Annotated in this window: 11 protein-coding genes; 5 read left to right on the plus strand and 6 right to left on the minus strand. The window is 45.1% G+C overall.

Going from position 1 to position 16,219, the window contains the following annotated elements; translation table 11 throughout:
• Positions 1–1,410: 1,410 nt before the first annotated feature.
• Positions 1,411–2,082: a hexitol phosphatase HxpB gene (gene hxpB / locus L2755_RS08595; protein ID WP_248980275.1), complete on the minus strand. Its 672-nt coding sequence runs from the start codon at positions 2,080–2,082 to the stop codon at positions 1,411–1,413.
• Between the two features lie 390 nt (positions 2,083–2,472).
• Here hxpB and acnB point away from each other — a divergent pair, with 390 nt between their 5' ends.
• A complete protein-coding gene (gene acnB, locus L2755_RS08600; RefSeq protein WP_248980276.1) occupies positions 2,473–5,070 on the plus strand; it encodes a bifunctional aconitate hydratase 2/2-methylisocitrate dehydratase in 2,598 nt (865 codons plus the stop codon).
• Between the two features lie 162 nt (positions 5,071–5,232).
• On the opposite strand, the gene rsd is transcribed toward acnB, so the two are convergent.
• The gene (rsd, locus tag L2755_RS08605) at positions 5,233–5,700 is read right to left on the minus strand and encodes a sigma D regulator (RefSeq protein WP_248980277.1); all 468 of its coding nucleotides are present in this window, start codon (positions 5,698–5,700) and stop codon (positions 5,233–5,235) included.
• 526 nt (positions 5,701–6,226) lie between these two features.
• Between rsd and hemE the strand changes: the two genes are divergently transcribed.
• Positions 6,227–7,291 (plus strand): uroporphyrinogen decarboxylase, encoded by a 1,065-nt coding sequence (gene hemE / locus L2755_RS08610; protein WP_248980278.1) that lies wholly within the window; start codon positions 6,227–6,229, stop codon positions 7,289–7,291.
• Between the two features lie 406 nt (positions 7,292–7,697).
• Positions 7,698–8,576, plus strand: a complete 879-nt coding sequence (locus L2755_RS08615) for an alpha/beta hydrolase (protein ID WP_248980279.1) — start codon at positions 7,698–7,700, stop codon at positions 8,574–8,576.
• Positions 8,577–8,601: 25 nt separating this feature from the next.
• Here L2755_RS08615 and L2755_RS08620 read toward each other — a convergent pair whose 3' ends face one another.
• The 4 genes from L2755_RS08620 to L2755_RS08635 form a co-directional block, all read right to left on the minus strand.
• A complete protein-coding gene (locus tag L2755_RS08620; protein WP_248980280.1) occupies positions 8,602–10,068 on the minus strand; it encodes a sensor histidine kinase in 1,467 nt (488 codons plus the stop codon).
• Positions 10,069–10,129: 61 nt separating this feature from the next.
• Positions 10,130–10,867, minus strand: a complete 738-nt coding sequence (locus tag L2755_RS08625) for a response regulator transcription factor (RefSeq protein WP_248980281.1) — start codon at positions 10,865–10,867, stop codon at positions 10,130–10,132.
• A 90-nt stretch (positions 10,868–10,957) separates the two neighbouring features.
• Entirely contained in the window at positions 10,958–11,683 is a 726-nt protein-coding gene (locus L2755_RS08630; RefSeq protein ID WP_248980282.1) for a spondin domain-containing protein, read from the minus strand.
• Positions 11,684–11,694: 11 nt separating this feature from the next.
• Positions 11,695–12,396 carry a spondin domain-containing protein gene (locus tag L2755_RS08635; RefSeq protein ID WP_248980283.1) on the minus strand — a complete coding sequence of 234 codons (702 nt, stop codon included), beginning with the start codon at positions 12,394–12,396 and terminating at the stop codon, positions 11,695–11,697.
• Positions 12,397–12,702: 306 nt separating this feature from the next.
• Here L2755_RS08635 and L2755_RS08640 point away from each other — a divergent pair, with 306 nt between their 5' ends.
• Entirely contained in the window at positions 12,703–15,267 is a 2,565-nt protein-coding gene (locus tag L2755_RS08640) for a putative bifunctional diguanylate cyclase/phosphodiesterase (RefSeq protein ID WP_248980352.1), read from the plus strand.
• 64 nt (positions 15,268–15,331) lie between these two features.
• Entirely contained in the window at positions 15,332–16,135 is an 804-nt protein-coding gene (locus tag L2755_RS08645) for an SDR family oxidoreductase (RefSeq protein ID WP_248980284.1), read from the plus strand.
• Positions 16,136–16,219 lie beyond the last annotated feature (84 nt).

Below are 16,219 nucleotides of genomic sequence, written 5' to 3' on the forward strand. Positions count from 1 at the left end.
ATTGTAGCCTTCCAGTAAACGCCAGAACATAAAGACATTTAAACTAACTTGCAGAATCTAATCTCCCCCGTTGGAAATTTTGCTGTTTAAATTTCGCCGGGGCGCTGAGGGATATCCAAAAGGGGGGCAAGCGCTTTCCCCTTTTTGGTCGGGGGTGGGCGAAGCGCCACGACTTTGATTTGGATTTAGATTTGGAAAAACAATAACTGATATTGCAGCCAGCACAGTTTGGGGCAGAAGATAGTTACTTTCAGGCACTAGTGGTTCCAATTGCCTGCGGCAGGCGTATGTGCAGACACTGCTGAGGCTCGCCGCAAGCACGTCCTTGTGGGCTCAACGAAAACGTCCTGTTTCCGAAGGCCTCAACCGCATCTACACTGGTTTCGAAAAGCGCAAACTCTCGGCATCTGCGTTTTCATTTTTAATACAGGGAATTGTAGCCTTCCAGTAAACGCCAGAACATAAAGACATTTAAACTAACTTGCAGAATCTAATCTCCCCCGTTGGAAATTTTGCTGTTTAAATTTCGCCGGGGCGCTGAGGGTTTGCTAAGGGGTACAAGCGCTTTACCCCTTGGCTCAGGTGTGGGCGAAGCACCACGACTTTGACTTTGATTTGGACTTGGAAAAACAATAGCTGATAGAGCTAAACCGTTTTGGGGCAGAAGAGAGTTACTTTCAGGCACTAGTGGTTCCAATTGCCTGCGGCAGGCGTATGTGCAGACGCAACTGAGACACGCTTTACGCCATCCATGGCCGCTCTGCGGTTTCATCCCTGAAACCGAAGGCCTCAGCCGCATCTACACTGGGTTATAAAAGCGCAAACTCTCAGCATTAGAGTTATTAATAAAAGCTTTTTAAATTAGATAAACCTCCAAATCAGCTAACATCAGAATTTACATTTAAGTAGCCAAATTTGCAGGCAGCAATCTCCCCCGTTGGAAGTTTCGTTTCTCAGAAATTTCGCCGGGGCGCTGAGGGATTGACTCTTATGAAATCAACAGCCGGTACAAGCGCTTTACCCCTTGGCTCGGGTGTGGGCGAAGCACCACGACGTTGACTTTTTTAAATTTGAATTTTGAAAGCATTAGCTAAAAATCTTTATAAGAAAGAGTTAGCTTCTAGCAAAATTGGTTCCAATTGCCTGCGGCAGGCGTATGTGCAGATGCAACTGAGACTCGCTGCAAGTACCTCCCTGTAAGCTCTACGATGGCATCCATGCCATCAAAGGCCTCAGTCGCATCTACACTGGGTTTGAAAAGCACAACAGTTCACCATTTGAGTTTTTAATTTAAAGACACTAAAACCTGCTCTAAACCCTAAACTATCGAATAACACCCATTCCCCCTTTACTCGGGTGTGGGCGAAGCACCACGACTTTGATTTCGTTCTGGCCGAGCCTGATACACTGCTAAAAGCTAAATTTTTGCGCCAATATGCTAGGCAAAAAAGTAAGATCTTCAAGTTGCTGGTGAGCGATTATCCATTGCGGTTGTTGGGATAAACGCTTTTCCGGGATCGCGATGGTTTGCATATTGGCAGCGCGGGCGGCGACCAATCCATTAAAGGAGTCCTCAATCGCTAAGCAATTAACAGGATCAATATTGAGCGCAGCTGCGCAATTTAAATAGACCTCAGGGTGGGGCTTACCATAGCTTAAGTTTTCGGCTGATTTAATCGCATCAAAGTATGAAGCGATCGCTAGTTTGTTTAAAACAGCATGAATAATATCGCTAGAAGATGAGGTCGCAAGACCGATTTTCACACCGCGTTGTTGGCATGCTTTGAGCGCTGCTATAACGCCGACCATTGGCGTGCCATCGACAACAATTTGGCTGACGACCTGATCCACAATAGCTTGGGCTGTTGGTGCATTATCATAATTAGGCCAAGGAAAGCGGGCATACCAAAATGCCACAACCTGGTCGATTCTTAGTCCGGTTGTTTCCACCATATCTTCAATGGATATGTTTAAACCTAAGTCCGTCAGCACCTTATGTTCGGCAATCTGCCATAGCGGTTCAGAGTCAATTAAGACTCCATCCATGTCGAAAATAACGGCTTTTAGTTTCGGCTTAATCATAAGTCTCCAATTATGTTCAATATAACTTTGGTGAATAGTAGTGCTTAATTGTAGCGATTACTCAAATAACACTAGGGCGAATAGGCCATTTAAGCGTATTAAATGTGAGTGCTTCTGAATAAGAATGTTGACTTAACCTATTGAAAAGCATGATTTATTAATTACGCTAACACTATGGTCTAGTTTTCTTTTTTGAATTAACCGCCTAAAGTATGTTCATCCTGTCACTTGAGCGTGATTTCTCAGTTGTCCAAGTGTGATCTGATTCATACTTTTGCAAAGCTGTAGTATAATACGCCTCGAAATAAGGGTCGAGCCTGCCGAGCTGTCAGTTTCAATTGAAGACGAGCAGTTTCGCTGTTAGAACGCCAAACAAAGAGGAATGTTGCCGTGCTAGAAGCATATCGTAAACACGTCGCAGAACGTGCTTCAGAGGGCGTAGTCCCTAAGCCGTTAGATGCCCAACAAGTGGCACTGCTTGTCGAATTGGTAAAGAATCCACCAGCAGGTGAAGAAGCGTTTATTCTTGATCTGATTGAAAACCGCATCCCACCCGGTGTTGATGAAGCTGCATACGTAAAAGCAGGCTTTTTAGATGCCGTCGCCAAAGGCGAAGTATCATCAAGCATTCTGTCGTCAGAGCGTGCTGTAGAGCTGCTTGGCACTATGATGGGTGGTTATAACATTGAACCACTCATTGCTCAGCTAGATAACGAAGCGCAAGCGCCACTGGCGGTAAAAGCGCTGTCGCATACGCTGCTGATGTTCGACTCTTTCCATGATGTAGTGGAAAAGATGCAAGCGGGTAACGACTACGCTAAGCAAGTTGTGCATGCATGGGCAGACGCTAAATGGTTCCTATCTCGTCCTAAGCTTGCCGAAAAGATTTCACTGACCGTATTTAAAGTGTCAGGCGAAACTAATACTGATGATTTGTCCCCCGCACCCGATGCATGGTCACGTCCTGATATTCCTTTACACGCTTTAGCGATGCTAAAGAATGCCCGTGAAGGTATTGTTCCTGATGAAGCTGGCGCTGTTGGCCCAATCAAAGAGATCGAGTCACTCAAAACCAAGGGTTTCCCATTGGTTTATGTCGGTGATGTTGTTGGTACCGGTTCTTCGCGTAAGTCAGCGACTAACTCAGTGCTTTGGTTTATGGGTGATGATATCCCTAATGTGCCTAACAAGCGTGCTGGCGGTTTCTGTTTTGGCGGTAACATTGCCCCTATCTTCTTCAACACCATGGAAGATGCTGGCGCGTTGCCAATTGAGCTAGACGTGAGCAAGATGGAGATGGGTGATGTTATTGATGTCTACCCATACCTAGGTGTTGTTAAGCGTCACGATAGCGATGAAGTTATCTCTGAATTTTCTCTGAAGACCGAAGTGTTGATGGATGAAGTTCGTGCTGGTGGCCGTATTCCACTCATCATTGGCCGTGGTCTTACTGACCGTGCTCGTGAAACGCTCGGCGTTGAAGCATCAACTGTATTTGTGCGTCCAAAAGATGTCGCTGATACAGGTAAGGGCTTTACTCTGGCACAGAAGATGGTCGGTAAGGCGTGCGGTGTTACTGGTATTCGCCCTGGACAATACTGTGAACCTAAGATGTCATCTGTTGGTTCGCAAGATACCACCGGCCCTATGACGCGTGATGAACTTAAAGATCTCGCCTGTCTTGGCTTTAGCGCTGATTTGACGATGCAGTCTTTCTGCCACACAGCGGCTTATCCAAAGCCTATTGATGTGAACACACACCATACATTGCCCGATTTCATCATGAATCGTGGTGGCGTTGCATTGCGTCCAGGTGACGGTGTAATTCACTCATGGTTGAACCGTATGTTGTTGCCAGATACTGTCGGTACTGGTGGTGATTCACATACGCGTTTCCCCATTGGTATCTCATTTCCAGCCGGTTCTGGTCTGGTAGCATTTGCTGCAGCAACGGGCGTTATGCCACTGGATATGCCTGAATCTATTTTGGTTCGCTTTAAAGGCGAAATGCAACCGGGTATGACGTTACGTGACTTGGTCCATGCTATTCCGCTTAAAGCCATTGAGATGGGTCTGCTGACTGTTGAGAAGAAAGGTAAGATTAATGCCTTCTCTGGTCGAGTATTGGAGATCGAAGGTCTTGAGCAGCTTAAAGTTGAGCAAGCGTTTGAGCTTTCTGATGCATCAGCTGAGCGTAGTGCCGCGGGTTGTACTATTAAGCTGGATAAAGAGCCAATCATTGAATATCTAAACTCTAACATCGTCATGTTGAAGTGGATGATAGCTGAGGGTTATGGTGACCGTCGTACTATCGAGCGTCGCGTTACTGCGATGCAAGAGTGGCTAGCTAATCCTGAGCTGATGCAAGCTGACAGCGATGCTGAGTATGCTGAAATTATCGAAATCGATTTGAATGACATCAAAGAACCTATTCTTTGTGCACCAAACGATCCAGATGATGCGGTGTTACTTTCATCAGTGGTTGATACTAAGATTGACGAAGTCTTTGTTGGTTCTTGTATGACTAACATCGGCCACTTCCGTGCAACGGGTAAGATGCTGGATAAGTTTGCCACCACTTTGCCTACACGCTTGTGGATTGCGCCTCCCACTAAGATGGATCGCGATCAGTTAACTGAAGAGGGTTATTACGCCATCTTCGGCCGTGTCGGTGCGCGGATAGAGATCCCTGGTTGTTCATTGTGTATGGGTAACCAAGCCCGTGTTGCTGAAGGTGCTACGGTAGTGTCTACCTCTACCCGTAACTTCCCTAACCGTCTTGGTACGGGGGCGAACGTATACTTGGCGTCAGCTGAGCTCGCGGCAGTTGCAGCGTTACTCGGTCGTCTGCCATCACCCGATGAGTACCAGACATACGCTAAAGAGTTAGATGCAACGGCAGCTGACACTTATCGTTATCTTAACTTCGATCAAATTGCATCGTACACCGAGAAAGCAGGCGAAGTTATCTTCCAGTCTGCTGTCTAATATGTAATAGGTTCAAATTGATGTACGAAAAAGGCCAGCTCATTAGCTGGCCTTTTTTATGTCTTCTCTGCGGATTATAGATAATAACTCACACTAGGGTAAAAGCCTCGGGGATATAGGCTTTATTGCTCAATTCCGCAAATTCTAAATGCTATTGGCTAATTAAGAGTGCTTGGTATGCAGCACTTCTAGTAGCTTATCTTCAAGTGCAAAGCGTGTTTCCATCGCATGGCCTAGTGATGACAGATCTTTATCTAGGTGGAACAGCACTTTTTCGTCTTCGGCTTCAGTGTACTTGTCGTTAAAGTCGAGCGCAGTGTCTGTTGTCTTGCTAATCTGTGGCACCAGTTGCTGAGCAAGCTCTTGGCTAGAACTGCCATTCTTCTCACAGGCCGTGACCACTTGGTCGTAAATTTCGAAATGGCCTTCAGATACGTAATCCATTAATTGATCGCAAAACGCTTTAACTGAATCGAATGCAGGCAAGGAATTCTCTGAAACGTCATAGGGAGGTATACCAGCGATTTGGCAGTAGTTAATCAGTAGTTTACGCCGATTGTTTAGCCATTGATCTATAAGAGTATTTGCCCCGCCCCATTTTTGTTCGGCTTTTTCTAACTTTCTTAGCATGATCTTCCCCGTTAAGAATCTTTCCTTAACATCTAATGTAGGGGAGAAGTACTGTTTTGATCAACCACTTTTCGACGATTTAGGCGGAATTATTAAATGGACATACCAGTTAGCAGGTAAGGAGGGAGAGCTAAAAAGAAAAAAGCCCAGCGATAGAAACCTATCGCTGGGCGAGTAATGTTTTTGCAGGCTCGATGCGACGAGCTTCTTGATTGTTCTTGCTAGCGCAGACTTTTTATACCAAAGCTGACCACTAGGTGCAACTTTTTTCTGTCGTATTGAGAGTTGTACAGCTTGTGTTAAGCCCAGTTGTGGGTCTATATCGCACTTTTACTTGATATGAGAACTCGCATTAACGGCTTAGAAATAATGCAGTTAGGCATATAATAATGTTAACTACGTCCTAGTTGCGGCTATTTGTCGGGTTACTGGTCACAAATTTTCACCGATGGAGGTTACTTTATTAACGTAAATGCTAAACTACTGACCCAAGCGGATATCAATATAAGTTTAGGAATCAAGCCAAATGGCAGAATTAAAGAATGATCGTTATTTACGTGCTTTATTAAGACAGCCTGTCGACAGAACTCCTGTCTGGATGATGCGTCAAGCTGGTCGTTATCTTCCAGAGTACAAAGCAACCCGCGCTCAAGCCGGTGATTTCATGTCGCTTTGTAAAGACCAAGACTTGGCTTGTGAAGTGACTTTACAACCACTACGTCGTTATGACCTAGATGCTGCTATTTTATTCTCTGATATTCTTACGGTTCCAGATGCTATGGGACTCGGTCTGTACTTTGAAACTGGCGAAGGCCCACGTTTCCAGCGCCCTACAGACACTATCGATTCAATCAAAAAGCTATGTATCCCAGATCCAGAAGACGAGCTAGGCTACGTGATGCGTGCAGTTAGCACTATTCGTCGTGAGCTTAAAGGCGAAGTGCCATTAATCGGTTTCTCTGGTTCACCTTGGACACTAGCCACTTATATGGTTGAAGGCGGTTCAAGCAAGACATTTGAAAAGATTAAAAAGATGGCTTACGAAGAGCCAGCCACTTTGCACCTGCTGTTAGATAAGTTAGCTGATTCAGTTATCTTATATCTGAACGCTCAAGTCGCTAACGGCGCACAGTCGTTAATGATTTTCGATTCATGGGGTGGCGCGCTTTCTCACCACGCATACCGTGAATTTTCACTGCGTTATATGCAGAAAATCGTTGATGGCCTAACACGTCATGCAGACGGTCGTCAGGTTCCTGTTACCTTGTTCACTAAAGGTGGCGGACTATGGCTTGAGTCTATGGCTGAAACCGGCTGTGATGCATTAGGGCTAGATTGGACTGTTGATATTGGTGATGCACGTCGCCGCGTAGGGCATAAAGTTGCGCTACAAGGCAACATGGACCCATCTGTACTTTACGCCTCTCCTGAGCGTATTCATCAAGAAGTAGAGCAGATTCTATCTTCTTACGGTGAAGGTACTGGCCACGTATTTAACTTGGGCCACGGTATCCATCAGCATGTTGATCCAGAGCATGCAGGATCATTTATCAACTCAGTAAATGAGTTATCAGGTAAATATCATAAGTAAGCTGCTACTTTCGTAGTTTGCTTTAAAAGGCTCAGTTTTTACTGGGCCTTTTTTGTGGCTGCTATTTGAGAATATCAAGCATCCACCATAACGCCCCGACGAAGTTACACGCGTTAGATACGGGCCTCGTACTTATTCCAAATAGCCTAACGCCTCCGATGGGAAATCTGCTGTAAATGGGTTTACAAATGTTGGATGGCATGGTCAATGATGTTACTTCAACTATAATATTGAAAATCTTCAGCTTATTAATTGAAGACTGTTACACGTTGATATCTAGTCCAAAGCTAGTTATGTTATTGATTATTTCTGGCTAGATGAACTGTTATTACTTTATGTTAAAGCTATTTATGCCTTGCGGGTAGCGAGTAAAGACTAACAGGTTATATTTTCAAGGATGGTTGGCGTGAAATTATTAAATAATAAAAATGCTGTCGCAGTTGTTTGTTTCATATTATTTGTTTGCGCTGGAGTAATATCTAAATCGTATTTTGATGAATATACATCAGGTTTTATTGACCATACGATTTATTCTTCTGTACTTGAAGAAAACCGAAAAATATTTGTTCGCTTGCCAGAATATTACGATAGCAATAAGAGTTACCCTCTTATTATAAAATTGGATGGCAACTTTAATTTGTTGCGTTGGGATGAGTCTATTTATAACCTTGCAAAGCAAGGTACTATCAAAGACTCTATCGTTGTGGCTATTCCTAATTTATTTTGGCTAGACTCTCGAAATAGAGATCTAGTTCCTCCTTATGCAAGACGGAATGTGCAGTTTGAAGCTCGAACTTCTAATGTAAACTCTCCTGAGATTTTTGGTAAAGCGGATCGGTTTCTAGAATTTATCGAGAGCGAAGTCCTTCCCTTTATTGAAAGGAAATATTCCATAAACAATAATCGCGTGCTTAGTGGCTTCTCTGCAGGTGGAAGTTTTGTTTTGTATACTATAACAACGAAGCCAGAGTTATTCTCTGGATATTTTGCTTTTAGCCCTGCGGCTTGGTATGACGATTCCGTAGTGGTTAAAGAATTTTCTAGTGGTTTGAAAAATACTAGTGGTAAGCCATTATTTTTATATTTGAGTTTGGGGAGGGCGGAAAATGGAATAATTACGGCGTCATTCAAGGGGTTGTTATCTGCAATCAATTTGGATGCACCTGAAAATTTTAAATCTGACTATAGTTATAGCGAGGGTGCAGGGCACGAGGACAATCCCTATATTTCAGTACCGAAAGCACTCAATGCATATTATGAGTTTAGAGCAGGTAAGTATAATTGATAAGGATGGGCTTCACATCTCCTTCCTAATCTACTAACACCAACTCAATCCTAAAGTCACTGCCTTTTCCTGGTTGGCTTTCAATTTCGATATCACACTTTAGAATTGATAGTAGTTGCCTCACAATCGCCAGCCCTACTCCAAGTTGTGGCAGCGCAGTTTGGCTCGCTACCATTGTTAGCGGCTTATGAGTCATCTGTTTCAGCGCTGCCAATTCATGCTGGTGCATGCCTGAGCCATTATCACTGACTTGCAGCCACATTTTGTTGGCTGACCCATCCCAGATGGTGTCGATGGTAATCGTGCCACGTTCTGGGGTGTAGCGTATGGCGTTATCAACCAAGTTATTGAGGACTCGTAGCAGTAGTTGTCGATCGGTGCGAACGGTTAACTTATGGCTGTCTGCAAAGTTCAACATGACTTTTTTGCTGTTGGCTCGTGGCGCAAAGGTTAACTGCAGCTCTTCTAGTAAATCAGCCAGATAGAGCTCATTCCAATTTGGGGTGACTTGGCCGTTTTCAAGCGCCTCCAACTCAAGCATTTGACCTAACAGTTGCTGCAGATGTTGGCTAGCGTTAGCAGCAACTTCAATTAAGTCACTACTGCGTTCACTGGGTGGCAGCAATAGCCAAGTATCGATATAACCCTGCAGTGAGGTTAGCGGGGTCTTTAAGTCGTGTGATAGATGCAACATAAACTCATGCCGCTCCTCTTGTTGGCGGTTAATCGCTTGATGTTGCTGACTTAAGGCTTGCAGCAAGGTGTTGATATGCCCGCTGAGCTGGTTGATCTCACTGCTACCGCTATACTGGCCTGGTAACATAACACCAGCGTTTAATTGTTGAGCGGCGACTAAACCTAGGTCATTTTCGAGTCGGCTCAAGGGGGCGGTAAATAGCTTGAGTAGCAAGACGAATAGAATAAATGCGAAGCTAACAGCGATGAGAATGGCGGCAGTCCAAAACTGTGGTGCTTGATGTTGACTGACAATGGACTGCCAAGTATCAAAATCCTCCCCACCAATGATGACGTAGAGATAACCCGTTTGCAGTCCATTAGTGTCGAGTAGTTTTGCCGCCGAGAATATTTTATCTTTGCTGATGGAGCGGGGATCTGTGCCCAATATCGGCAAATTATCCCCCTGAATAAAGCGCTCGATAATGTCGGTGTCGACGCTGTCTTGTTTTATCTTCTCCTCGTTTGCATCGTAAGCGATGAGCGTACCTTGCCTGTCTAGAGTGTAGATTTCAAAGCTTGGACCTAACAGCATAAAATCATGGAAAGCTTCTTTGAGGGCGGCATCAGAGGTGATGCCTTTTGAGAGCAGCGGGTTAATATGTGCCATATGTTCAGCAAGTTCACGGTGCAATGATTGCTGGATCTGGTTGCGGCTAAAGTCCTGACTGAATTGTAGCCATTGCCATAGCACAATCAAGAGGATAAACATTACCAAGGTTGCCGCGAGTAAAATACGACTAAACAAACTTTTCATTAGGCTATCTCCTGCGTCCGTCGCTAGCTTTAGTGTTATCTACTCATGGTGCCAATTCTGCTTAAGAAGAGACTTGATTAGCGGGAGGCGTAAATTTGTAGCCGACTCCCCAGACGGTTTTGACCAAGTCAGTTGAGCAAGAACTGCGAGCCAATTTGTTGCGCAAGCGATTAATATGGCTGTTAACCGTGTGCTCGTATCCTGAGTAGGAATAGCCCCAAACCGCCTCTAAAAGTTGCATGCGACTGAAAACTTGTTTTGGGTGTTGAGCAAGATAAAGTAATAGATCGAACTCTCTTACCGTTAAGTTTAAGCTCTCATTAAAGGCGATAACTTCACGAGTAGTACAGTTGATAGAGATGCCGTTGAACTCTAATGATTCATCTTGATGTTCTCTTTGTTTGCCGCGCCTGAGCAGTGCTTTGACGCGGGCCCTTAGCTCTAATACGCTAAAGGGTTTTACCAGATAGTCGTCGGCGCCAGACTCCAAGCCCAAGACAACATCTGCCTCTGAATCTTTTGCGGTCAATAACATACAGGGCAACTCATTACCGGCTTCACGGATCTGTTGGCACAGGGTAATGCCATCGCCGTCTGGTAACATTCTGTCCATTAAAATCAGATCTATCTGTTTTGCCGCTATCACTTGGCTAGCTTGCTGCAAAGTGGTGCAGTGGGTGACAGTATGGTTCATGCTCTTTAGGTTCAGCATGACCAGTTTTGCTAAGTCTTGCTCATCTTCAACCAACAATATTTTCTTGCTTGAAACAGAGGTGAAGGTGGTATTTGATCCGTTCATGACTAGCTCCCAAAGGCGGTCCCTTTTCAACAAGACCTACCTTTAAGAGCTTTTCTTTCGATAAATTTTTAATCAATTAAGTGCTGATGATTATTGAGTACGAGTGATCTTAATTGTCATCACGGGATTATCGAAGCGATGAGCAGCGGACAGTACCGAATCAGCCAGTCCATCGTCAGCGCTTATGACGCCAGGATGACCATGGACTTTATCGTTATCATCTCGGTCAGTATTAAAGCCTTCACCGCCATCAGCCGGTCCTGGGATAGTCCCTTTTGCTTCAGAGTTAGCTTCGGTGCCGGCATCGTATGCTATAACCCGCAATGTGGTGGTATCATCAACAGCCAGTGCAGCAAGATCAAAGCCTGTAGTACCGGTAAAAGCATCATTGGTGTTGACTAACATGGTTACCACTGACAAATCGGCAACATCGGCTGGTGCAAGGCTCAGAGAGATAGTTTCTGCTCCGCCAGGCACCAGTATCCCTGCACCGATAACGAGCTCATTCACTCCATTTTCGTCAGCCAAATCACTATTGTCTCCAGATTCAGCGAGTACTTCTAAGGCGACACTAGCTGCCATCCCCGTGCTCCAAAGTTTGCTATCTGATGTATGGGCTACAACCGCGATAGGAGACATAGGCTGATTAGCGGTAAGGTTAGTGACGGTGACGCTGTAATCTTGCATCACCGGCGAGACCACTGGTGGCACAACTGGCGCTGGGGAATCATTATCTGAGCAACCCGCTAACCCAATAGTCGCAATGGCAACTAAAGCCATCGCACTACGTTTAAAAATATCTGTTAGATAGTTCATGGTTTGATCTCCTATTTCACGACCACAGTCACTCGAGCAACAGGATTTAACCAGCGATGAATACGGCTGTCTAAATCACTTGCGCCCGCACTTAGGTCTGTATCACCTAACACCCCAGGATGAATATGCACTTTATCATTGCTACTACTATCCATGATGCCCGTGGCGTTCATGCCGCCATCGCCACCCGGTGCTGCTGGGATCCCTGGGGTACCCACCATTCCACCACCATTAATGATCTCGTCATTGGCTTCGGTACCAGCGTCATAGGCGTTAAGAGTGAAAGTGTAGCGCCCCGCTTCGGTTGGGATCTTCCAAGCATCTAAGCCAACAAATGCATCGTTAGTCGGCAGTACCATTGCAGTGATGGATAAATGAGTCATATCGCCACTGTCGAGCATAATGCTTTCAACTCTGGCGCTCGGTGCCAATAGTCCCATCGCAGGGTTCGCCGCCGTTACACCGCCTGCGCCTGTTACTGCAGCATCTAGATCGGCAATGTCGCCACCTTCGGCCATTTTTTGTAGCGCAGGAGTTGCCATTTCACCGGCTTGAAATAGATGACTGTCCATATCATGGGCGGCAATGAGGATCGGGGTGAAGTAATTACCGTGAGTAAGGTTTGTAACACTGATCTCAAGCTCTGCAGCTGCTGCAGGTAGGCTCGCTAAACTTCCGAGTAAAAGGGCTTTCGTTACTTGGTTAACATTCATGATATATCTCCGTTGTCTGAATAGTTAAAGCATGACAAACGGATATCACCTGAATATCTCCAAAATATCACAAAAGTATAACAACGGTTGTTGGGTCACGTTACGACCATGTTTTCAGCGGTTTATATTCATAATGTAAGATAAATCAATATGAAAAATTTTAAAAAAGGCATACTTTTGTTGGTTTTATCAGCGAGTGAATTGAGACTCGCTATTATCTAGCAGGTAAATACGTTATTTTGCGTGCAAAATCAGGACCATAGTCAGCATGGCTGATGGTTTGTAACCTATATAAGCCGAGTGAAGATGTATATTGGCAACAAAATAATCGTTTTTATTGTTGGGATTTGTACTCCTATTATTATCGCTGCAAGTATTTGTGCGAACCTTTGGTTTGATAGTGAGATTGTGTCGTTGCGTGGCTATGCAGTAAGCAAAGAACTTGAGAATATTGAGGAGATGGTGAATAGAGAGTTGCAGCTGCTGGAAGCGGTCGCCACTATTTATGCTGCACCTATATCGCCTACAGCCCTCGATGACGTCAACCAAACCAGTGCGCTTCTTAATGGCGTGAGTGTGTTTTTCTGGGACAAGGGTGTGATCACCCCGCAGTTAGCGCAAGATAAGCAACTCGCACAGAGACTTCCTGAGTTACCCAAACATCTGCTGCATAACCGTGAGCTGATCTCTGGTGCTTATTTTGATGTGCAGCATGACACAGCCTATTTTATCAGTGCAAAGCCATTATCAACCGATAAAGCGTCGATTGCCGTTAGAGTGATTCAAGATAATGGCCTTGCACAGTTAGGATTACCAGGCTTTGTGGATCAGGTTCGAATGGAGCCAGGCAATGCCAATGGTGATGTTTTGGTTAGTGGTCAAACGATACAAGCCACTCTAGATCTCCCCGCATTTAATGCAGAGCTACCGGTATATATTAATTTGGTATTTTCCAACGGCTTCTTTGCTAGATTAACGTCGCAATATACCTGGATGGCGGGAGGGATGCTTTGTTTGGTCATACTACTGCAACTGGTGACCTATTTATGGTTAAAGCTCGGCTTCGTGAAACCTTTTCATAGCTTGACTGAGCAGTTAATCAGCATTAACCCAATGGCAAAAAGCTACCGACCTATTACCGCTGAAGGTAGCGTTGAACTGAGTATTTTAACTCGGCGAATAAATGGCTTGCTGGCACGAATTTACCGGCAAGAGATGCGTTCTAAAATCACCTTGGAGTCCATTGCTGAAGCCGTGATCTTGACTGATATCAACGCTAAAGTTATCTATATCAATCCATGCGCCGAGCGGTTACTCAAGGTTAAAAGTGCTAAAGCATTGGGCGAAAGTCCTCAGATTTTGCTGCGAGCGGGTGACAGCTTTAACAGTGAACTGAATGAGTTTATGCAAAGTGGTGCATCGTTGCCTGAGCTTACTCAGATTGTGCTGACTCTCGATGTGCAAAAAATAATGGAGCGCAGCGTTAATAACTTGAGAAACCATAACGGCCAAGTGGTCGGGGTGGTGATAGTGCTGCGAGATATAACCCAAGAGGCCAAACTTAAACAACAACTGCAACGGCGAGCCAATTTTGATCAAGTGACCGGCTTACTCAATCGCAGTGCCTTTGAAGAGCAACTGAAAACATTGGCAGCTGATGCTAGCTCTGTCGCGGTGGTGTATTTAGACTTAGAGCAGTTTAAATTGATCAACGATTCCTGCGGGCATAACGCCGGCGACAAAATGCTTTGCATGGTTGCCCAAGCCATTGAGTCCAGTATATCTAGCGAACATCTGCTGGCGCGACTGGGCGGCGATGAGTTCGGCTTAGCCATTAAAGACACGTCGGCATTGAATGTCGCCAAGTTACTCAAAAACATTATCAATAATGTCTCAATGCAGGTTATGCATCATCAACAAGAGCATTATCGAGTTGGGGTGAGTGTGGGGGTTTCTTATAGTCGTCATCAGCAGAAAGACGTACTGGAAATGCTCAAAGATGCCGATATTGCCTGCTTAGCAGCAAAGCGTAAGGGCTGTAATCAAATTCATTTCTATGATGATCGCGATCAAGAGCTATGCTATCAACGTAACGCTCCTAAATGGGCGGTACGCATTGCTCAAGCTATCGAGCATAACGAGCTTGTGTTGTACTATCAAAAGATTGAACGGCTCAGTGCGCAGCACCATCGCAAGCGATTGGAAGTATTATTACGGATCCAAGAACCCTGTGGACGCATATTACCGCCGGCACAGTTTATCGCCGCAGCAGAGCGTTTTAAGCTGATGACAGAGGTTGATAAAGAGGTCATAAGAAAAACATTTTTGTGGTTGTCGCTGCGCGAAGAACTTTGGCAAGACCATAGTTTATCGATCAACCTTTCTGGCAATAGCTTGGGGGCTGAAGGCATGGTGAGTTATATTTTGCAGCAACAAGCGCGGTTTAATATCCCGAGTTGTTGTATCTGTTTTGAAATAACTGAGACCAGTGCGATTCAAAATCACAGCCGTGCGATGGATATGTTACTGCAACTGCGCAAGCAGGGGTTCTCATTCGCACTGGATGATTTTGGCAGTGGCTTTGCTTCTTACGGTTACCTAAAGGAGATGCCAGTTGATTACGTCAAAATCGACGGCTGCTTTGTTAAATCTTTAACGACCAACGCCAAAGACTATGCCATCGTAAAATCAATTCACGATGTATGCCGAGTGATGGGGATTGAGACTGTGGCTGAGTTTGTTGAAACCCAAGATATTATGGAGCAACTCAAACATATCGGCATCAACTATGCTCAGGGCTATGCTATCGGTAGGCCGCAGGCACTTGAAGATTACCAGCCCATTGCAACGTTGCAACAACGCTCGGCTTAAAGATATTTGCGGTTTAACAGGATATATGTGAGTTTGGCATTATCTCAATAAATGTAGGTCAAATATGGTTAGCTTCAAAGATAAGGTCATTATTGTTACTGGCGCTTCAGAAGGCATTGGTCGAGCGTTAGCTATCGCGCTGGCGCCCTTAGGTTGTCAGCTAGTGATTAGTGCCCGTAATCAGCAACGACTAACTTCTTTAGCGTCGGAAATAACGGCCTTAGGCCAGCCTCCTTTAGTCTTTGCTGCAGACTTAGCGCAGCAGCCACAATGCCAAGGTTTAATTGAGGTATGCATAGCACGCTTTGGTCGTTTAGACATTTTAATCAATAATGCTGGAATGACGATGTGGTCGCGCTTCGATGAGCTCAGTGACTTAAGCGTACTATCAAAGATAATGCAGCTAAATTACCTTGCTCCAGCCTACCTTAGCCATGCCGCCATCCCCCATTTAAAAAAGACGCAGGGGCAGATTGTTGCGGTAGCTTCCATTACTGGGATGACAGGCGTACCTACGCGCAGCGGTTATGCCGCCTCTAAACATGCGGTGATAGGTTTCTTTGATTCTCTACGTATTGAGCTTAGTGATGATAATGTGGCAGTGACGGTGATATGCCCAGATTTTGTCGTTACCCAAACCCATAAACGCGCTTTAGATGCTCAAGGCAAGCCGTTAGGCGACACGCCAATGCAAGAGTCTAAAATCATGACGGCTGACCGATGTGCACAGTTAATGTTACCCGCTATAGCACAACGGAAACGACTGTTGATCACCTCCTTTAGAGGTCGGATTGGGCGTTTCTTTAAGATAATAGCCCCTGGCCTTATCGACTACATTGCTCGTAAAGCAATTGCCTCAGGCCGCTAGCTTATCCAGCAATGTATCTCTACTGCTGTTCAGTGTTAATTAGGCATTAAAAAGCCCAGTGAAAACTGGGCTTTACTATTTCGA

It is taken from the genome of Shewanella abyssi (assembly GCF_023284025.1).
Taxonomy (GTDB): domain Bacteria; phylum Pseudomonadota; class Gammaproteobacteria; order Enterobacterales; family Shewanellaceae; genus Shewanella; species Shewanella abyssi.